15 protein-coding genes are annotated in these 19,643 nt (G+C 71.1%); 7 read left to right on the forward strand and 8 right to left on the reverse strand.

Annotated features, from left to right (window positions below; all coding sequences use genetic code 11):
* Positions 1-4 precede the first annotated feature (4 nt).
* The 6 genes from E4099_RS04285 to E4099_RS04310 all read left to right on the forward strand — a co-directional run bounded on the left by E4099_RS04285 (position 5) and on the right by E4099_RS04310 (position 6,760).
* Positions 5-1,372, forward strand: coding sequence for a TrpB-like pyridoxal phosphate-dependent enzyme (locus E4099_RS04285; RefSeq protein WP_135337570.1), 1,368 nt, complete (start codon positions 5-7; stop codon positions 1,370-1,372).
* Positions 1,369-2,337, forward strand: coding sequence for a DMT family transporter (locus E4099_RS04290; RefSeq protein ID WP_135337571.1), 969 nt, complete (start codon positions 1,369-1,371; stop codon positions 2,335-2,337). Before E4099_RS04285 ends, E4099_RS04290 begins: the two co-directional genes overlap by 4 nt.
* On the forward strand, positions 2,334-3,566 hold the full coding sequence (locus E4099_RS04295; protein ID WP_135337572.1) for an ATP-grasp domain-containing protein: 1,233 nt from the start codon (positions 2,334-2,336) through the stop codon (positions 3,564-3,566). The genes E4099_RS04290 and E4099_RS04295 overlap by 4 nt, the downstream gene beginning before the upstream one ends.
* Before the next feature lie 30 nt (positions 3,567-3,596).
* Positions 3,597-4,097: a hypothetical protein gene (locus E4099_RS04300; protein ID WP_135337573.1), complete on the forward strand. Its 501-nt coding sequence runs from the start codon at positions 3,597-3,599 to the stop codon at positions 4,095-4,097.
* A gap of 241 nt (positions 4,098-4,338) precedes the next feature.
* Positions 4,339-5,016 (forward strand): macro domain-containing protein, encoded by a 678-nt coding sequence (locus E4099_RS04305; protein ID WP_135337574.1) that lies wholly within the window; start codon positions 4,339-4,341, stop codon positions 5,014-5,016.
* Positions 5,017-5,113: 97 nt separating this feature from the next.
* On the forward strand, positions 5,114-6,760 hold the full coding sequence (locus E4099_RS04310; RefSeq protein WP_135337575.1) for an ADP-ribosyltransferase domain-containing protein: 1,647 nt from the start codon (positions 5,114-5,116) through the stop codon (positions 6,758-6,760).
* Between the two features lie 198 nt (positions 6,761-6,958).
* On the opposite strand, the gene E4099_RS04315 is transcribed toward E4099_RS04310, so the two are convergent.
* A complete protein-coding gene (locus tag E4099_RS04315; protein WP_135337576.1) occupies positions 6,959-7,678 on the reverse strand; it encodes a hypothetical protein in 720 nt (239 codons plus the stop codon).
* Between the two features lie 63 nt (positions 7,679-7,741).
* A complete protein-coding gene (locus E4099_RS04320; RefSeq protein WP_135337577.1) occupies positions 7,742-8,368 on the reverse strand; it encodes a TetR/AcrR family transcriptional regulator in 627 nt (208 codons plus the stop codon).
* Between the two features lie 127 nt (positions 8,369-8,495).
* On the opposite strand from E4099_RS04320, the gene E4099_RS04325 reads away from it, so the two are divergent.
* Positions 8,496-9,959: an amidase gene (locus E4099_RS04325; RefSeq protein WP_135337578.1), complete on the forward strand. Its 1,464-nt coding sequence runs from the start codon at positions 8,496-8,498 to the stop codon at positions 9,957-9,959.
* 4 nt (positions 9,960-9,963) lie between these two features.
* On the opposite strand, the gene E4099_RS04330 is transcribed toward E4099_RS04325, so the two are convergent.
* From E4099_RS04330 to E4099_RS04355, 6 genes are all read right to left on the reverse strand, one after another.
* Positions 9,964-11,856 carry an SMI1/KNR4 family protein gene (locus E4099_RS04330; protein WP_135337579.1) on the reverse strand — a complete coding sequence of 631 codons (1,893 nt, stop codon included), beginning with the start codon at positions 11,854-11,856 and terminating at the stop codon, positions 9,964-9,966.
* A 141-nt stretch (positions 11,857-11,997) separates the two neighbouring features.
* Entirely contained in the window at positions 11,998-13,215 is a 1,218-nt protein-coding gene (locus tag E4099_RS04335; protein ID WP_135337580.1) for a metallophosphoesterase, read from the reverse strand.
* Positions 13,216-13,776: 561 nt separating this feature from the next.
* On the reverse strand, positions 13,777-15,975 hold the full coding sequence (locus E4099_RS04340; RefSeq protein ID WP_135337585.1) for a M4 family metallopeptidase: 2,199 nt from the start codon (positions 15,973-15,975) through the stop codon (positions 13,777-13,779).
* A gap of 618 nt (positions 15,976-16,593) precedes the next feature.
* The gene (locus tag E4099_RS04345; protein ID WP_167828288.1) at positions 16,594-18,246 is read right to left on the reverse strand and encodes an MFS transporter; all 1,653 of its coding nucleotides are present in this window, start codon (positions 18,244-18,246) and stop codon (positions 16,594-16,596) included.
* 23 nt (positions 18,247-18,269) lie between these two features.
* A complete protein-coding gene (locus E4099_RS04350; protein WP_135337582.1) occupies positions 18,270-18,494 on the reverse strand; it encodes an MbtH family protein in 225 nt (74 codons plus the stop codon).
* A gap of 77 nt (positions 18,495-18,571) precedes the next feature.
* Positions 18,572-19,643: thioesterase domain-containing protein (locus E4099_RS04355; RefSeq protein WP_135337583.1), on the reverse strand; the 1,072-nt coding region annotated here is incomplete at its 5' end.

Here is a 19,643-nt window from a genome sequence, read left to right on the forward strand (position 1 = left end):
CGACGTGGAGAAGATCAAGTTCCAGCTCGACGAGAAGGACCTTCCGGCCACCTGGTACAACATCGTCGCCGACTTACCGGAGACCGATGAGCCCGCCGCGGTCAGCCCCACGACGGGCAAGCCGCTGACCCGTGACGAGCTGCTGCAGGTGATGCCCGAGCAGCTCGTCGAGCAGGAGACCAGCACCGAGCGGGAGTTCGAGATCCCCGAGCCGGTCCGCCAGCTCTACGCCCAGTGGCGGCCCTCACCGCTCTTCCGGGCCCGCCGGCTGGAGCGCGCGCTCGACACCCCGGCCCGCATCTACTACAAGTACGAGGGCGTCGCGCCGACCGGCAGCCACAAGCCGAACACCGGCATCCCGCAGGCCTACTACAACAAGCTCGCCGGCAAGACCGGCCTGGTCACGGAGACCGGCGCCGGCCAGTGGGGCAGCGCGGCGGCACTGAGCGCCTCCTTCTTCGGCATGACCGCCAAGGTCTTCATGGTCAAGGTGAGCTTCCAGCAGAAGCCCTACCGCCGGGCGCTGATGGAGTCCTTCGGCGCGGTCTGCATCCCCAGCCCGAGCATCGAGACCGCGGCCGGCCGGGCGATCCTCGCGGCCGACCCCGACTCACCGGGCAGCCTCGGCATCGCCACCTCCGAGGCGCTGGAGGTGGCGGCGCAGGACCCGACGCTGGGCTACACACTGGGCAGCGCGGCCAACCACGTGCTGGCCCACCAGACGGTGATCGGCCAGGAGGCACTGCGGCAGATGGCCATGGCCGACGACTACCCGGACATCGTGATCGGGTGCTCGGGCGGCGGCAGCAACCTCGCCGGCCTGTCCTTCCCCTTCCTGGGCGAGCAGTTGCGCGGCGGACCCGCGGTGCGGGTGATCGCCGTCGAGCCCGCCGCCTGCCCGACCCTCACCAAGGGCAGCATCGCCTACGACTACAGCGACACCGGCCGACTCGGCCCGCTGTTCCGCATGCACACCCTCGGCCACACCTTCGTACCGCCCCCGGTGCACGCGGGTGGCCTGCGCGCACACGGCATCGGCCCGCTGATCAGCCGGGCCATCGAGGAGCGGCTGATCGACCCGATCGCGGTCGGCCAGCTCGGGTGCTTCGAGGCGGGCGTGCAGTTCGCCCGGACCGAGGGCATCCTGCCCGCGCCCGAGTCGACCCACGCGATCCGCGCGGCCATCGACGAGGCCAAGCGGTGCCGCGAGGAGGGGCAGTCACGCGCGATCCTCTTCGGCCTGTCGGGCCACGGCCACTTCGACCTGACCGCGTACGACAAGTACTTCGCGGGTCAGCTCGACGACGAGACCGTCGACGAGGACGCTCTGACCCGGGCTTCCGCCAGCATCCCCGAGGCGCCCCTTCGATGACCGACCTGTCCAAGGCGCGGCTGGCCCAGGGGCTCATCCCCCTGACCAGCTTCGCGTTCCTCACCGCGGCACTCGACGTCTTCGCCGGCAACCAGCTCCAGTCGCACAGCCCGGCGACGGTCGCGGCCATCTCGTTCACCCTGGCCGCCGTCTTCTTCTTCGGCGGCGACATCGTCCGGCGGGGTGCGGCGGCCACCGTGCGACCGTTCCGCGACAACCGCTACGACGTGATCATGATCAACGTGACGACCGCCGTGACCTGGCTGTCGATGCTGTACGCCCTGAAGTTCCTGGAACCGGCGATCGTCAACGTGGTCGGGCTCGCCCTCGGCCCCCTGCTGACCGTCTTGGTGAGCCCGGTGCTGCGGCCCGGGACGACGGTGCTGCGCACCGAGGTCGTCGTCTCGCTCGTCATCGGCGTGATGATCGCGATGCTGGTGTGGGGCTCGTTCACCGGCCGCAGCGGGATCGGCGACAACTCCGCGACCGAGACCGCGATCGGGATCGTGCTCACCCTGATCACCGGGCTGGGCTCGGCGACCAACGTGATCTACTCCAAGCGGCTGAGCGAGGCGGACCTCAAGCCGCAGTCGGTGCTGGCCCTGCGGTTCTTCCTGATGATCCTGGTGGCCTGGGTGCTGGTGGCCTTCGACGACCGGGACGGCGTGCCGGAGGCGTTCCTGCCCTCCCTGCTCATCGCGGTGATCGGGGTGGGGGTGCCGCTCTACCTGCTCCAGGTCGGCATCAAGCACACCGAGCCGATCACCGCGTCGGTCCTGCTCACGCTCTCACCGCTGTTCGCGTTCCTCCTGCAGTTGACCGACCACCGGCTCACGGTGTCCGCGCTCACCTTCACCGGTGTGGTCGGCATCGTCGCGCTGGTCGGCATCAGCACCGTGGCGCGGGCGAAACACGACGCGGGAACCGAGGCCGAACCCACCGAGGAAGCAAAGGTCAGCCCATGAAATGCGCCATCGTCGACGCCTACGGCATCGGCCGGTTCCTGCCCGCCGCGCTGCGCCGGCACGGTGTCGAACCGCTCCACGTCCGCTCGCAGTTCCCCGATGTGCACCTGAGCTACGAGCCGGCGGACTTCGAGATCGACATCCAGCACGACGGCGACCTGGAGGCCACCGCCGCGCGACTGCGTGAGCTGGGCGTCGGGTTCGTGGTGGCCGCGATGGAGTCGGGCGTGCTGCTCGCCGACGCGCTGTCCGCCGCGCTCGGCACGCCCGGCAACGGCCCGAGCGATCCGCCGGCCCGGCGCGACAAGCACCGCATGGTGCGGGCCGTCGAACGGGCCGGCCTCGCCGTGGCGGACAGCTTCGCCTCGCCGCACGCCGACGAGGTCGTCACCTGGGCCGAGACCCGCGGCCAGTGGCCCGTCGTGCTGAAGCCGGTCGCCAGCGCGGGCATGGACAACGTCCACTTCTGCCACGACGCCGAGGACATCAGGGCCGCGCACGCGAGCATCCGCGCGGCCACCGACCGGTACGGCAGGCACAACGAGACCGCGCTCGCGCAGGGCTTCCTCGACGGTGACGAGTACTTCGTCAACACCGTCAGCCGGGAGGGCAAGCACCACATCGTGGAGATCTGGCGCTACCGCAAGCACCGGATCGACAGCAACCGCTCCATGGTCAGCAACGAGCACCCGGTGCCCTTCAACGACCCGGACGCCAAGCAGGTCGGCGAGTACGCGCTCGGCGTGCTGGACGCGCTGGAGATCCGCAACGGCGCCGCCCACACCGAGATCATGCAGACCGCGAACGGCCCGGTGCTGGTCGAGTGCGGTGCCCGGCTCGGCGGCGCGCACCTGCCGGACCTCGTCACCCGGTCCATCGGCACCAACCAGGTCGACCTGCTGGCCCTGGCCATCGCCCGGCCCGAGGAGGTCACCGCGGGCAGGCTGCCGACCTACCGGCTCCTCAACCACGTGCGGTTCATGAACCTGATCGTGCCACGCGACGGGGTGATCCCCGACGAGGCGGGCTGGCAGCCGGTGCGCGATCTGGAGTCCTTCCTCGAACTCGTCGTCACCCAGCCGACGGGCAAGCGGATCGAGCGGACCGTGGACCTGGCCACCTCGCCCGGCTACATGTACCTGAGCCACGACGACCCGGACCGGCTCCAAGCCGACTACGAGCGGGTGCGCGAACTGGAGCGCACCGGACTGTACGAACCGAACCACTGAACAGCCGCAACCGACATGGGATTGGTGGAGATGACCACAACAATCGCACGGCTCGCCGAGGTTCCGTCCGACTACGTCCACACCGAGAAGTCGATCGTCCCGGCGGACGATCTGGCCCTGCCCGGCGCACATCTGAAGTGGTACGACATCTACCTGGCCGGCCGCGAGACACCCGACGGGATCCGGGAGCAGGCACGGGACTTCCTGCGGGCCGAGGTGGAAGCCGGCCGGCTGGAGTTCCGTGACGAGCTGGGTTACGCCATGCTGCACCTCGACGGCGAGGGCTACTTCCTTCTCGTGGTCGCCTGGCGGAACACCAACGAGATGTGGCAGACGCTCTACGGCCGGGACGAGAACGGCTTCCACCCGTATCCGCCGAAGGAGGGCGCGCTCAAGCCGACCCAGAACATCTTCGAGCTGGACTGCACGGCCCACGAGCGCCGCGCGTGGTCGCGCTATCTGACCTCCGCGCGTGACGAGGCCGCCAAGCAGGCCTACATCGACGACAAGTGCACGGGCATCTTGGTGTGACCCCCGCACGACCGCACGACCGCACGACCGTGTGACCGTTTGGCCCACCCCGGGGCTCGGCTGACCGCGGGTCATCCGAGCCCCGGACCCGAGAAGGGCGCCGGCGGGGCAGCTGCCCGGTCAGGCGCCCTTTTCCACGCGGTGACGACAGATCGCCCCCGCCCCCGGGAGGCGTTGTCAGTGGTGCCCGTTAGCGTCGGAGGTGTTGGAAGAACCCGTTCCTGACAGGGGGGCATGTGCGATGACCGAGGGCTGTGTGGAGACCGCGCTGAGGGTGGTCCTGACGGATGTCAACGAGGTCGTGGTGGAGGCGTGGCGGGCGGCGTTCGCCGACACACCGGGCATCGAGATCCGCCGGGGTTCGATCCTCGACGAGCAGGTGGACGCGTGGGTCACGCCGACCAACGCGGCCGGCCGGATGGACGGCGGGGTCGACGCCGTCATCAAGCGGCACCTCGGGGCGGGCATACAGCTGCGGGTGCAGCGGGCGATCCGGGACCGGTTCGCCGGGAAACTGCCGGTGGGCAGCGCCGTGTGCGTCCCGTCGGGCGCGACGGTCCCGCGCTTCGTGATCTCGACGCCGACGATGGTGGGCTCCTCGCAGAACGTGAGCGAGACGCTGAACGTGGCCATGGCCTGCGCGGCGGCCTTCCAGGCCGTGCACCGGCAGAACCGGCAGGCGCCGGGCAGCATCCGCTCGGTGGCGCTGGTCGGGATGGGGGCCCAGACCGGCCGGGTGCCGGCCCGGGTCTGCGCCAACCTGATGTGGACCGGCTACACGCTCTTCCACGACCACTGGTTCGAGAACGACGACGAGCTGCGTGCCGTGATCACCTCCCAGCTCGCCGGCATCGACCAGGCCCCGCCGACCACAAGGGTGCGGATCATGCCGCCGAAAGGGCATTCCTTTCGTCGCTGACCTCGGCCACACGCCCACCCAGCCGGCTCATCCCGCCGGTTCGCCGACCAGCGGCCCCCTTCCGACCCCCGGTACCACGACGGAGAGTTCCCCCTCCATGAGCGACGCCACCGCGACCCCGCCGCAACCCGACCCGAACGACCCGCTGGGCCTGGCCGACCTGTTCACAGGCGGCGGGGAGCCCTGGCTTCCGCTGCTGAAGCCCGCCATCGAGGCCCGGCCGAACGCCGCCGAGTTCATCGGCCCGGGCCGCAGCCCCCAGGTCGTACCCGTGCGGGAGCTGACCTTCCAGGCGCTCAAGCCCAACCCGCCGCACAAGTGGAAGGTCGTGGCCTTCGGCCAGAACCCCTATCCGCGGCCGGAGAGCGCCACCGGCATCGCCATGTTCGACAACACCTTCAACGACTGGAAGGACAGCCAGTTCGGGCGGGTCGTCAGCATCCGCTGCCTCATCAAGGCGGCCGCGATGTGGAAGTACGGCATAGCCAAGAAGACCCCCGTCGGCGAGGTCCGCGCGCTGCTCAAGGAGCGGGACACGGTCCAGCCGCCCGAGTGGTTCCAGGCCATGCTCACCCAGGGCGTGCTGCTGCTCAACGCCTCGCTGACCGCCAGCGCCGACGGCGCCATGGCGACCGAAGAACACACCGCCTTCTGGCGGCCGGTCGCCGAGCGGATCGTCGAGGAGATCCTCCGCGCCAAGCAGGACGCCGAGGACGAGGCGGACCGCGCGGTCCTCTTCGCCTGGTGGGGCGCCCACGCCCGCAGCCTGAAGAAGACCGTGCTGCGCCTGCAGCAGAAGTACCCGGGCGTGGAGGTCCGGCACATCGACCACGCCAACCCGGCGGCACAGGGCGACCTCTTCTGCGAGGGCGACCACTTCACCGCGGTGAACGAGGCGCTGCTGTCGCTGGGCATGGACGCGATCGACTGGCTGCCGAGCAAGGGCTGGGACCAGCCGGCGGCCGAAGCGGGATCGGGCGCCGGCGCGGGCGCCAAGGGAGGGGACACCGACGTCGCCGCCCGCATGGGCGCCTTCATCGCCTCCACCATGGAGCTCCACCAGCTGTACCTGGAGCGGCTCACCAGCGTCCGGGACGAGGGCCATGTCCTGCCTCCGGTCACCGGAGTGTTCGACACCCCGCTGATGCCCTTCGAGGACGCCGTCGCCCCGGTCGCCGAGGTGCTGTCCGGGCTCGGCCGGCACATCGACCGCTCGCGCGAGTTCGGCAAGCGGCGGGCGGACGAGCAGGCCGGGGGCGGGCTGTCGGCCGACGCCATCGCCGCGCTGTTCCTCTACACCTGCGAGTCGGGCTTCTACCGCGACATCAATGCCGTGCTGCGCTCCGCGGACCGCGGCCGCGTGGTGCCCTACCTCCCGTACCTGCGGCTGCTGTTCTCGGCGGTCTCGGGGCTCCCGGCCCAGACCCGGCCGCTGTGGCGCGGTGTCGCACTGGACCTGCGCCGGCAGTACCCCGTCGGCCAGACGGTGACCTGGTGGGGCGTCTCCTCGTGCACCTCCGAGCTGAGCGTCGCCCGGTCCTTCCTGGGCAGCCGCGGCAAGCGGACGCTGTTCGAGGTGACCCCCGCGCGGGCGGTGGGGATCCGCAGCTTCTCCGCGTTCACCGGGGAGGAGGAGTACATCCTCGCCCCGGGTACCCAGCTCGAGGTCACGGACGTGCGGGCCGAACGCGGCGGCCTGTGCACGGTGAAGCTGACCGAGGTGGACGCCCCGCTGGTCTCCTGACCTCGCGAGGGCCCGCCGCGGCCCGGCCCGGGAGTCCGGGCCGGGCCGCGGCGGGCCAGGAGCATCGGCGCGCCGGCGGGCGGTTCCGACCCCTGCCTTCCGGACCCGGCCACCCATCAGGGGGAGGGGTGCCCTGACCGGAGAGCGGCCTCGCCGACGACGGGGCCGCTCTCCGGTCGGGGCCTTCGCGGCTGCTCCTCAGCCGTCCAGCCTGTCGGCGGTCTTCCGCGGATCATCCGCCAGAATGCGGTCCGCGAGCCGCCGCACCTGCTCCTCGACGGACTGATCGCGGGCAACGAACAGCTCGTACGCGTAGTGGTCGGTACCCCCGTCCGCTTCCCGGACCTGGTGGAACACGACGTCCACCCCTTCGGGGCTGGTGAGTTCCTCGGGGAGTCCGGGCTCCTCGCGACGCGGCCGGACATCCTCCAGGACACAGCCCCAGCGTTCGAACCACCCGCTGTCCGCCAGGGTCCGCCCAAGGAGTCGGGCAACCGTGTCCACCGGCTCCTCCCAGCCGCGGTCCGCCGCGGCCCGCGCGAGTTCGGCCTCGTACTGCTCGGCGTCGAAGCGGAACTCCGGAGGCACGGCGGTCGTGTCGCTGGTGTTCTCCCAGCCGTCCCAGACCACCTGATCGCCCTCGCGGCGCAGGGTGACGTACAGGGCCCCGCAGCAGCCGGCCGTGCAGGTCGGCTCGGTGATCATGACCCGTCGGGGTTCCTCCGCGACCGCCAGCGGCCAGGTCTCCGCCGGTCCTGTCCAGTCTCGGCAACTCGGTGCAACCCCCTCCGGATGGACCTCCCTGAGGACGTCCACGCCGTCGATCAGGGGCCGCACCTCGGCCCAGGGATCCGCTGCCCAGTCGTCGGGAATCCTGTGCCGCAGAGTCAAGGTACTGATCGTCAGCTGGTCGGCCATGACGCACATGATCGGTTGCCGTCACGCGGTCGCGCACCCGATTTCGGGCCGTGACCGGAGCGGTCAGCCGGTGTCCGTCCGGGACGCGTCGAGCGGGGAGCGGTGCCGATCGACGATCCCCTCGACGATCCTCATCAGCCGGTCCCCCGTCTGGTCGATGCTTCCGTTCTGCGTGCTGACCTGCGCCCCTTCGAGTGCGAAGGTGATCTCGGCCGCGGCCTGCCCCGGGTCGGGCAGCCCGGCCTCGGCGCACATGCCGATCAGTCTGCGGGTCTGAAGGGCCTTGTGCTCCTCGATCACCTGTCGTGCGGGATGGGACCGGTCGGGCAGCTCGGCGAGGGAGTTGACGAAGGGACAGCCCCGGTACGAGAGCTCCGGGAGCCCCTCGGCGATGAAGCGGGCCAGGCCCAGGATCTGCTCCCTGGGCCGGCCGGGGTGTTCGGTCTCGACCCGGTCGAAGGCCGCCTGGTACTCGGCGGCGAGGATCCGCAGCCACTCCGCGACCAGTGCGTCCTTGGTCCCGAAGTGCCGGTAGATCGCCATCTTGGTGGTCTCCGCCCGCTCGGCGATCGCCTGGACGCCCACCCGCCGGATCCCCTCGCGCTGGAAGAGCTCCTCCGCCGCGTCCAGGATGCGCTCGCGAGGCGGCAGTTTCGCCACCCTGCCGGGCCTGCCGGCCGTCGATGCCATGGCTGCTCCCTGACCTCCTCCGTGGTGGGCACCCTCACTCGCTGCTACGGTACCAGTCCGGCCCATGTGATACCGATGGGTATCGTCAGGTACTCAGCGGTCTCGAACGTTTCCTGGGAGAGTGGCAGTGAGAAGTACCGAGTACGTGAGCTTCGACGCGGTCGGGCTGGCGGAGCTGGTGGCCAAGGGCGAGGTGACCCCCGGCGAACTGGAAGCGGCCGCGCACGAGGCGGCGCAGGCCGTCAACCCGCGGATCAACGCCATCGTCGAGACCTGGAAGGCCGGCGAGGGGCCCGCCCCCGGCAGCACGCCACTGGCCGGTGTGCCTTTCCTGATCAAGGACCTCGGAGTCTCCATGGCCGGCCGGCGGGTGGAGCTGGGCAGCCGTCTCACCGCCGGCCACGTCGCCGACGCCGACTCCTTCCTGATGCGGCGCCTGCACCGCGCCGGCCTGGTGACGTTCGGGCGTACCGCGACACCGGAGATGGCCTACGACATCACGACCGAACCCGTGCTCTACGGTCCGACCCGCAACCCGTGGGACACCGAGCGGAGCGCGGGCGGATCCAGCGGCGGCGCGGGCGCGGCCGTCGCCGCCGGGGTGGCCCCGGTCGCCCACGCCACCGACGCCGCCGGCTCGCTGCGCATCCCCGCCGCCTGCAACGGACTGTTCGGCCTGAAGCCCACCCGCGGCCGGGTCTCCATGGGCCCCGACGCCGACGAGATCTTTAACGGCCTGACCGTGCACGGCTGCGTCAGCCGCACGGTGCGCGACAGCGCGGCACTGCTGGACCTCATCCAGGGCCCGGAGCCCGGTGACCCCTACTTCGCGCAGCCGCCGTCCCGGCCCTACGCGCAGGAGGTCACTCGGCACCCGGGCAGTCTGCGGATCGGGGTCCTCGCCCAAGCGTGGGGCGGACGCCGCACCACCGCGCCGGTGACCGAGGCGCTCTCCCGCACCGTGCGGCTGCTCGAATCCCTCGGTCACCAGGTGGCCGAGGCCGAGGTCGACCTCGGGGTCGACTGGCCGGAGTTCGTGCTGGCCAACGCCCGTCTGTCGACAGCGAACCTCGCGGCCTGGATCGACGGGCTGGCGGCCGCCGCCGGCCGGCCCATCGACTCCTCGACCCTCGAACCGGTGACGCTCGCCGGCTACCACTACGGGCAGCGGGTCGGTGCCGCCCAGTTCGTCACCGCCCTGGCGGTCCGCAACCGGGTGGCCCGAAGCCTGGCACGGTACTTCGAGGGTCACGACATCCTGCTCACCCCGACCCTGCCCGAGCCTCCGGTGCCCCTGGGCACCTTCGCCGAGGGCGCGGCGGCGCTGGACGGCCTGGGCTGGATCGACCGCCTCAACGACCGCTCGCCCTTCACCATGGCGTTCAACGTGGCGGGCACCCCCGCCATGTCCGTACCGCTGACGGCCGACGCCGAGACGGGGCTCCCGATCGGTATGCAGTTCGCGGCCGGTTACGGGCGCGAAGACCTTCTCTTCCGCCTCGCCGGGCAACTCGAACAGGCAAGCCCCTGGTCGGGCCGGACCCCCGAGGTGTGGGCGGGGAACCCCGCGGGCCGACCGCTGGGCGGGTAGCCGCTCAGCTCATCCGGATCACCGCGTACGCCTCACCGTGCGCCGGCGGCCGGGTCCACGAGCGGGTGGTGAACGTGTGCAGCCGCCCGATCTCGAGGGCGTGGCGCGGCAGATGGGCATCGAACTCCCCGGCCACCGCCTCCAGCAGCGGCCGTTCCACCTCGGCGGCGTCCTCCAGATCACCGAAGAACCGGCTGGGGTCCAGCGCCCGCGGTATCTCCCCGCTGCGCCGGACCCCTCCGTCGGCGTAGGTGAAGGCGTACTCCTCGGCCCCGTCCCGGGCCACCGAAAGGTGGAAGAACGGCTCCCCGCGCCACTCCCGCACACCGCTCCACACCACCACCGCGCGGGTCCCCGCGCTGACGGCCGCGGCCGGGGAGACGAACCGCCGCGGGTCGAACGAGGCGGGATCGCCGTCGTAGGCGAAACTCCAGCCGGCGCCGGCCCGGCCGAGCGCCATGCGCGCCCGGTCCTCGTAGGACGAGAACTCCCGCCGGTTCCGCAGCGCCCTGTGGTGGGCCTCCCAGAAGGTCATGGGTTCGTCCAGCACGGCGCCGTCCCCGTCCGCGAGACGGTCGGCCAACTCCTCCGGCTCCACCCCCTCCACCAGGACGAACCGGTAGGAGGCGCGGTTGTTGCTCGGGTCCGGCTCCGAGAGCCACGCCAGGCCGCCCGGGTCGAGCCCGGCCGCCGGCGGCGGTGCCTCACCCATCCGCCCGCCGCGGGGTGTGGACAGCAGCTCGCGGCCCCGCTCAGGGGTGAACAGCGGCCCGAGCAGGGGGTCGGCCACCCAGCCCAGCGGCGCCAGGTGGTCCGGTCCCAGCGGCTCCCACAGGGGCAGGGCGTCCACCAGGGTCCGCCACGCCCCGTCGGTGTCCCCCCACCGTGCCAGCTCCCGCGCCCGCTCGACCGCCTCCCCGAACGGTCCGGTCGGCGCGTACCGGTAGGTGCCACTCCGCACCTGGTCCAGCATCGCGTAAGCCCCTGACACCAGCTCGCTGTCGGCGCCCCGCAGACGGTACGACAGCGTGGAATCGTCCCGGTAGGAGTGCGCCGCGTGCTCGGCGACCAGCGGTGGCAGCAGATCGGGCGCGTACCGCGGATCCGTCACCACGCCCTCGAAGAAGACCGAGGAGGTCCTGCCGAGCAGGCGGCGTATCTGGTCACCCAGCCCGGTGGCCCGCGGCCTGCCGTACCCGCTCGCCTCGTCCAGCGTCTTCTCGGCCCGCTCCCAGTCGCCGCTCAGCGCTTCCAGCCGGGCCTCCTCCATCCAGGCGTCCAGCCGCCGCGTGGTGCCGTTGACGAACTCCGGTTCCCCGTCGTCCCGGCGCGCACGCAGGCCGTGGAACTCCCGGTGCATCGCCTCCATGAACGCGGTGAAGTTCGCATGCCGTTCGAAGGGGGTGGTCCGCCAGCTCGTCCAGGTGTACACGGCCCACTCACCGTCCTCGTCCACGTCCTCGGGATCCATGAGGACATGAGTGGCCTGGGACTCAGCGTCGAGCTGCAAGCCGCGCCGCCACAGGCCCGCCTCCCGGCGCTCCCGGGGCCCCGCGTCCTCCTTCAGGAACCTCTCGAAGACGGCCGCGAGTTCCGACCTGTCGTCGTGCCAGCTGACCTCCTCGGCTCCCGCCAGCCGCCGTACGAACCCGCCGGCGTGCCGCCATCCGTCGCTGACCTTGAGGAACTCCCGGTAGGACGGGGGCATCCGCAGGCCCAGGCGCTGCTCCATGGCCGCGATCCGCTCCTCGGAGGCGGCCGGGAATCCCAGCCAGCGCGCCTGCCGGGCGGCCTCGTCGTCCTCGCCCCGCGTGCTGCCGTCCGAGAGGGAATCCGCCCACTCCTCGCTCCATCTGAGCAGGAAGGGCCGCCAGTCGAATGCCGTGCTGTCTGCCATGCGCCGAAATGCTGCCATGTACCACTGACAGCAGTGCGCCGCCGAACGGGCGCGCGCCGCCTTGCCGTCCGGCCCCGCGCCGGGGAGGGCGCCGACGCCCTCCCCCGCTCCCGAGCCGCCGGCGACGGCAGTGGCGTGGTGCTACGAGGCGGGCAGGTGCGGGGAGCGGAGCACGAGCAGGGTGATCTCGCTGGGGGCGAAGATACGGAACGGCGGGCCCCAGAAGCCGGTGCCGCGGCTGGTGTAGAGGAGGGTGCGGGTGCCGTGGTGGCTGAGGCCGGCGAGGGCGGGCTGGTCGATGCGGACCAGGTGGTGGAAGGGCCAGATCTGGCCGCCGTGGGTGTGGCCGGAGAGTTGGAGGTCGACGCCGTGGGCCGCCGCCCGGTCGACGAACTTGGGCTGGTGGGCCAGGAGCAGGACGGGCAGCTCGGGGTCGGCGCCGTCCAGGGCTCCGGCGAGGTGGGCGCGGTGGCCTGCCAGACCGGAGGACTCGGCGGTGACGTCATCCACGCCGGCGACCACGAGGGTGTCGCCCCCGCGTTCGAGCAGCAGATGGCGGTTGCGCAGCGGCTCCCAGCCCAACTCGTCCATCAGGTCGACCCAGCCCTGGGCCTCGCTGTAGTACTCGTGGTTGCCGGTGACGTACACACGGGCCCGGGCGGCCCGCACGGTACCGAGGGGGACGGCCTGGGCGCGGCGGCGTTCGGCCGTGCCGTCCGCGATGTCGCCGGTGTGGCAGACCAGGTCGGCTTCCAGGGTGTTCACCGTCTCGCACACCCGTGCCGACCAGCGAGCGCGATCGAGCGGGCCGTAGTGGGTGTCGGTGATGAGGACGACGCGGAAGCCGTCCAAGCCGGCGCCCAGTCGGGGGAGTCGTACGTCGAGTCGGCGCACCCGTGGCACCCGGCGGGCCTCGGTGTACCCCCAGCCGAGCAGTGCGGCGGTGACACCGAGGACCGCCCACGTGGCGATGCGGGCCCGGTCCTGGCTCTCGCCGACGCCGGCCGCGGTCAGGGCGAGCCGCAACGGGACGCCGATCAGCACGGACCAGGTGAACAGGGTCCAACTGGTGCCCAGCAGGGTGTCACCGACGATCGCCGCCCGGTCCTGCTGGCGCCGGCCGTGGCCGCGCAGCATCGCGATCGGCATGGCTATGAGGCCGAGGGCGAACAGGGCGGTGCCGACCAGTGTGACGGGCCGCGGCCAGTGCTGGCCGCTGAGCAGGAGCACCCAGCAGGGCACGGCCCACAGCAGGACGGGGGCGATCAGGGGGATGAACCGCATCAGGCGGTGCGGTCGGCTCTGCCGCGGCGCTCGCGCTTCGTCGTCGGCGGGTCGGATGTTGCCGGTGGCGGTCACGCTTCCCCTCCCTGGCCAGGCTGCCGTCCCGCGCACTGTATCCGGTGAGGGATGCCCTGAGGGAGCGCGGCGGTCGGCGAGCTGACCGGCCTCGGCCTGGTCGAACCCGACGGCGCACGGCTCGTCGCCCGCCCCCGCACGCCGCGCTCGGCGCGGTGGTGGAAGGCCGCACCAAGGAACTCGCCGCGCTGCGCGACGGCATCGAGGAACTGTCCCCGCTCCGCCCGGACGGGCCGCTCGGCGTTCGTCGAGGACGACCCGGTGGGGCCTGGCCCGGACCCGGTCCCGGCTCCACCGGGTGAAGCGCCGGTGGACCGTGGGCCGGGTCCGGCCCGACGCGGGCGGAAGTCGCCGTCAGGTACAGCCCGAGGTGGCTACGGAGAAGATCGCTGCCAAGGTCTCGTTGGTCACCTGCCCGCCGTCGGCCCCCGCCCTGCGGAGGCTTCCTCGGTCGACGGGACCACCCGCCGGGACGACACCCGCATCCCGTCCGGCACCAGCCGCTCGACCACGTCCGCCATGCAGGGACGACGAGTCCTCACGCCCCCGGCAAGCGCCGTCTCAGAAGACGAGCCTCCAACTGTCGATGTAGCCCGTGTCGATGCGGTACCGGTCCTGGACCTGGAGCCTCCAGGTGCCGTCGGCGACCTGGCTGGAGGCGTCCACCCTGTAGGTGGCGTGCACATTGGCGGTCGAGGGGGGCAGGTTGTCCTTCAGCGGGTACAGCGTGCCGTCGGGGGCGACCAGGTTGATGGCCAGGTCACCGCGGTAGGTGTGCTTGATGTCCACGTCCACCCTGAGGTCGCTCGGTGCCTGGCCCGAGATCCCGGTGACGTCGACGTCCGAGAAGACCGCGGGGCCCGCGTCCGGGATCGGCACGTCGGTGGTGTTCTCGAAGACGCCCTTGGCGACGTACCAGCTGAAGGTCGCCGTGGTGATGCCGTGCATGGAGCCTCTGACGGTGACGGTGACGTCGCTGGTGCCCACCGTGGTGGGGGTGCCGGTGATGAGGCCGGTGGTGCGGTTGATGGTCAGGCCGTCGGGGAGGCCGGTGGCGAAGTAGGTGAGGACGCCGGGGTTGAAGCCGGTGGCCTGGATCTGGAGGCCGGCGGCGGCGTTGAGCCCGCTGGTCTGGGGGCCGGGGTTGGTCAGCATGATGCCGCCGACGACGCGCGGGCCGACGTTGATGGCGGCCCAGGCGTTGGCGGTGTTGATGTAGGTGTCGCTGCCCAGCCCGTACAGGTCGGCGGCGGCCTGGAGGGTGGCGGTGCGGGCACCGGCGTAGTCGGTGGAGGAGGTCATGTAGGTGCTGAGGGCCCTGTACCAGATCTTGGCGGCGGCGTCCCGGCCGATCGCGGTGACCGGCAGGTCGTCGGAGGTCGGGGAGTCGTAGTCCACGCCGTTGACGGTCTTGGCGCCGCTGCCTTCGGAGGCCAGGTAGAACCAGTGGTTGGCCGGGCCGGAGGAGTAGTGGACGTCGATGGAGCCGATACCGGAGTACCAGGCGTCCTTGGACTTTCCGTCCTTGGAGGGCTTGTCCATGTAGCGCAGCGGGGTGCCGTTGCCGCGGATGTCGATCTTCTCGCCGACGAGGTAGTCACCGGGGTCGGAGGGGTTGCCGGCCCAGAACTCCACGGCGGCGGCCATGATGTCGGAGGTGGCCTCGTTGAGGCCGCCGGACTCGCCGCTGTAGATCAGGCCCGCGGTGTTGGAGGTGACGCCGTGGGTCATCTCGTGGGCGCCGACGTCGATGGCGGTGAGCGGCTTGGTGTTGCCGGCGCCGTCGCCGTAGGTCATGCAGAAGCAGGAGTCGGACCAGAACGCGTTGGAGTAGGCGTTGCCGTAGTGGACGCGTGAGTAGGCGCCGACGCCGTCGTCCTTGATGCCGTTGCGGTCGTGGACGTCCTTGTAGTAGTCCCAGGTGAGCTGGGCGCCGTAGGCGGCGTCCACGGCGGCGGTCTGCGGGTTGCCGGTGGTGCCGTCGCCCCAGGTGTCGTCCGGGTCGGTGAACAGCGTGCCGGTGCCGGAGCTGCCGTGGTTGAGGCCGTAGGTCTTGTGGCCGCCGCGGGTGCCGTCGGTCATCGAGTAGCCGCCGTCGGCCGGTGTGGTGCCGATGGTGACCTGGCCGGAGTACTCGCTGTTGCCGACGCCGGTCTCGACGCCCTGGTACTCGAACAGCTTCTTGCCGGACTTGGCGTCGGTGATGACGTGCAGTTCGGAGGGGGTGCCGTCGGCCTGGGTGCCGCCGACCACCGTCTCCCAGGCCAGGGTCGGGGTGCCGGACGCGGCCCAGACGACCTTGCGGGCGGTGCCGGCCTTGGCCTTCGCGACGCCCTTTGCCTTGGCGCGGCCCAGCGCGAAGGTCTTCGCGGAGCCGGCGCTCTTGGCGGCGGTGGTGGAGGCGACGGTGATGGTCGCGTCGGTGGCCTTGGTGACGCCCTTGGCGGCGCCGTTCGCGGCGGTGTGGACGACCAGGTCGCCGCCCAGGACCGGCAGTCCGGCGAAGGTCCGCTCGTAGCGGGTGTGCAGGCTGCCGTCCGCGTCCTTCAGGACGGACCTCACGATCAGGGCCTCCTGCGACCGCAGGTGCAGTGACCTGGCGGTCGCCGCCCGGGACGCGTCGGCCGCGGCCAGCAACTCGCCACGCTGGGAAGGCGACAACTGCACCGGCAGAGCGCCGGCGCGGGCCTCGGCCTTGGCCGGGGCCTGGCTCACCGTGCCGGCGGTGGCGACGCTGGACGGCAGCGCGGCCGCGATCATCGCGGCGCCGGCCAACAACGCGCTCGCGGCGACGGTTCTTCGGGGGAATGCGGTCACACGGAACTCCTTCTGCGGCGGCCGGGTGTGGACGGCCGGAGACAGCCGGGCAGACGGGGTGTTGCCGCCCGGTAGAGCTGGAGGTGCGAGTGGGTCGGGCGATGTCCGACGTGATCGCCGCATCGTGCGGGTGCGGGTGTGCTTGCAGGGGTGCTCTGCGGCGACTGGGTGGAAGCGTGGCAGCTTTGACGGGAACCCGTCAGGTGTCCGGTGTCAACTTGACTGAAATCCGTCGTCGATCGAACTGTGCTGTTCGTTGACCGCCCTGTGGTGGGCGTCGTCTGAGCCGCCAACTCCGCTGAGCGGTGAGCGGAAGGCTTCTGGACGCGGCCGCCCCCGGCTGGACGAGCCTTGGGGCGGTCAGGACACTTGAACGTTGGACGCCACCGTGCCGACGTGCGCAAACGGGTACGCCGGCATCAAGGCCGAGATCTGGGACGGGACGGGCAACCGCACGGTCCCAGACCGTCACCCGGGGCGTAGGCACTGAAGTGACGCGGCCCGCCCACCGCGGAGGCGCCGCACGGGAACTCCCGTGCGGCGCCATCCTGACGGGGGGTGTCAGCTCGTGCCCGATGCCACACTCTCGCGTGCCTCGGGGCTCTCGTCCGAGGCCGCCTCCGGCTCCGCGTCCTCCCGCTCGCCCTTGGCCAGGTTGCCCTTGGGCAGCAGGGTGAAGACGACCGCGGCGCTGAGGAAGCTGAGCACCGCGCCGGTGATCATCGCGGTGTGCATGCCGTCGACGAACGCCGTGTGGGCGGCGCCCACCACCTTGCCCGCCTGCTCGGTTCCGAGCGAGGACGCCACCTGTTCGACCGCCCCGATCGAGTCGGCCGTCTGGTCCACGGTCTTGTCCGGCAGTCCGCCCAGACTCGAACGCACCTTGTCGGAGTAGACGGAGGCCAGCACGCTGCCCAGGATCGCGATGCCCAGCGCACCGGCGCTCTGCCGCACCCAGTGGCTCGCGCCACTGGCCACGCCCGCCAGCTGGGCGGGGATCTCGCTCAGGCTCGCGGCGATCGCCTGGCCCACGTTGAGCCCGGCGCCGAACCCGGTGAAGCTGAGACTCACCGCGACGATCCCGTACGAGGACGACTCGTCCGCGCCGAGCAGGATGAGCATGCCGACGCCCACCAGCATGAGGCCGATCGCGATGACGGCGCGGCTGCCGATGCGCGCGGCGAGTGGCGCGGCCACCACGCTGGAGAGCGTGAACAGCACCGCCAGCGGCACCAGGCCGAGCCCCGCGTTGAGCGGCCGGTAGCCGAGCACCCCCTGGAGGTACTGGGTCAGCACGAACATGATGCCGGAGAAGACGAAGAAGCTCAGCGCCGTCGCCAGGGACCCGACGACGAACACCCGCATCCGCATCAGCCGCAGGTCGAGCACGGGTGCCTTCGCCTGGCGCTGGGAGGCCGCGAACGCGGCAAGCAGCGCCACGCCGAGAATCCCGGCGCCGAGCGTGATCGGGGAGCCCCACCCCTTGTGGGGCCCCTCGATCACGGCGTACAGCAGCGCGCCCGTGCCCAGCGTGGACAGCGCCACGCCCAGCAGATCGAGTCCGCCGGCGCCCTGTTCGGGAGCCTCGGCCTTGATGAGCAGCTGCGTGGCGATCAGCGCGAACGCCACCATCGGCAGGTTGATCAGGAAGACCGAACCCCACCAGAAGTGGTTGAGCAGCCAGCCGCCGAGCACCGGCCCGAGCGGAAGGCCGAGCACCGTCATGGCGCTGAGGATGCCGATCGCCTTGGGCCGCTCGGACTTGGGAAAGGAGACCGTGACCAGCGCGAGCGAGGCGGGCAGAATGCCCGCGCCGCCGATGCCGAGCAGCGCGCGCCACGCGACGAGCTGCTCGGTGTTGGACGCCAGGGTGCACAGCAGCGACGCGATGCCGAAGAGCCCGAGGCTGCCCATCAGCAGACGCTTGTGCCCGAACTGATCGCCGAGTCGGCCGCCGATGAGCATCAGGGCCGCGAAGGTGAGGATGTACGAGTCGTTCACCCAGGCGAGATCACTGCTGCTCGCCGACAGTTCGACGGCCATGGACGGCAGCGCGACATTGACCACGGTCGCGTCCACCTCGACCACCGTGACCACCAGGCACAGCACGGCGAGGACCAACCACCGTCGCGGCGAGAGATCCTCGGCCGCCCCGGGCGGTGCGAGGGGTGCCGATTCCTTTGCGGAATCCGCGTTGGTCTGCTGTTCGGACACCGGATTGACTCCTCTGGGTGTTGTCAGGATGAGGCCGTGCGGGCCTGTGACGCGACGGCCAGCGACCGCGGGCGCATGTCCGTCCACGACGCGTTGATGTACTCCACGCACGCGGCGCGGCTGTCCCTCTCCTTCGCGACGCTCCAGCCGCTGGGCACCTCGGCGAACACGGGCCACAGCGAGTACTGGCCTTCGTCGTTCCGGAGCACCAGGTACTCCGCGTTCTCGTCCTCAAAAGGGTTGGCCATGGGTTCTGTTCCTCTCTGGAGACTCATGAGGTCCGGCGAAATCCGGTGACGTCAGCGGATTCGAGGACAGGGGTTTCTCAGGCGTTCTTGTCGAGCTGCGCCGAGATGAGGCGGCCGATTTCCTTGGCGTGATCAGGCTGCATCATGCCGCCGTGGGTGCACGCGATGTCGATCTTCTTCACCGAGCCGCTCACATACGGGTCCCAGCTGTCCCTGCTCGGCGAGTTCTCGGTACGGCCCATCGCCGCGGTGAACAGCAGCGCGTCCCCGTCGAACCGGCCGGGTGAGAACCTGCGCACCAGCTCGATGTTGTTCGTCCAGGTGTCGATCAGATTGTGGATCTGGCCGATTTCGAGGAAGTTCAGCGAGTCGACCTGCTCGTGCATGATCTGGGCGAACTGGTCGCGACTCAGCGTCGGCAGATCGTCCGGGTCCACCTCGCAGCCGAAGTCCTCCAGCAGCATGGCCAGCGCCATGTGCTCCGGCACCCGGTCGTCACCGATCTCGTACTCCTTGCCCGGATAGGTGTCGAGAATGGAGAGGAAACCGATCTCCTCACCCTGCCGCTGCAGTTCGACACCCATCGCGAAGGCCACCAGCCCCCCGAAGGACCAGCCGAGGATGTGGTACGGGCCGGTGGGCTGGACGGTGCGGATCTGCTCGATGTAGTCCCGCGCCATGTCCTCCACACTCGGCGGACACAGCCCAGGCTCACTGAGGCTGCGGGCCTGGATGGCGTAGAGCGGCCGGTCCTTGCCGATCGAGGTCAGCAGACCTGCGTAGGACCAGCCGAAGCCCACACCCGGGTGAATGCAGAACAGCGGCGGCCGGTCGCCCGAGGGCCGCAACGGCAGCAGCACGTCGAAGGGGTTGCGGGCCCCACCGGACTCCATCAGCTCGGCGAGAGCGGCGACGGAGGGGCTGTCCAACAGGTCGCGCACGGTCAGTTCGGCGTTCAAGGTGGTGCGAATGCGGCTGGTGAGACGTGTCGCCAGTAGTGAGTGGCCGCCGAGGTCGAAGAAGCTGTCGTGCACTCCGACGCTTGGCAGGTCCAGTACTTCGGCGAAGAGGCCGGCGAGGATTTCCTCGCGGGGGGTGCGGGGGGTTTGGTGGGTGCTGTTGGTGGTGTAGTCGGGTGCGGGTAGGGCC

Origin of the sequence: Streptomyces palmae (assembly GCF_004684805.1) — a bacterium.
Classification (GTDB): domain Bacteria; phylum Actinomycetota; class Actinomycetes; order Streptomycetales; family Streptomycetaceae; genus Streptomyces; species Streptomyces palmae.

Bases quoted from the DNA above. Each gene is read 5' to 3' on its own strand.
- E4099_RS04290 (WP_135337571.1), top strand. From the start codon at position 1,369: ATGACCGACCTGTCCAAGGCGCGGCTGGCCCAGGGGCTCATCCCCCTG.
- E4099_RS04295 (WP_135337572.1), top strand. From the start codon at position 2,334: ATGAAATGCGCCATCGTCGACGCCTACGGCATCGGCCGGTTCCTGCCC.
- E4099_RS04300 (WP_135337573.1), top strand. From the start codon at position 3,597: ATGACCACAACAATCGCACGGCTCGCCGAGGTTCCGTCCGACTACGTC.
- E4099_RS04305 (WP_135337574.1), top strand. From the start codon at position 4,339: ATGACCGAGGGCTGTGTGGAGACCGCGCTGAGGGTGGTCCTGACGGAT.
- E4099_RS04310 (WP_135337575.1), top strand. From the start codon at position 5,114: ATGAGCGACGCCACCGCGACCCCGCCGCAACCCGACCCGAACGACCCG.
- E4099_RS04315 (WP_135337576.1), bottom strand. From the start codon at position 7,678: ATGGCCGACCAGCTGACGATCAGTACCTTGACTCTGCGGCACAGGATT.
- E4099_RS04320 (WP_135337577.1), bottom strand. From the start codon at position 8,368: ATGGCATCGACGGCCGGCAGGCCCGGCAGGGTGGCGAAACTGCCGCCT.
- E4099_RS04330 (WP_135337579.1), bottom strand. From the start codon at position 11,856: ATGGCAGACAGCACGGCATTCGACTGGCGGCCCTTCCTGCTCAGATGG.
- E4099_RS04340 (WP_135337585.1), bottom strand. From the start codon at position 15,975: ATGATCGCGGCCGCGCTGCCGTCCAGCGTCGCCACCGCCGGCACGGTG.
- E4099_RS04350 (WP_135337582.1), bottom strand. From the start codon at position 18,494: ATGGCCAACCCTTTTGAGGACGAGAACGCGGAGTACCTGGTGCTCCGG.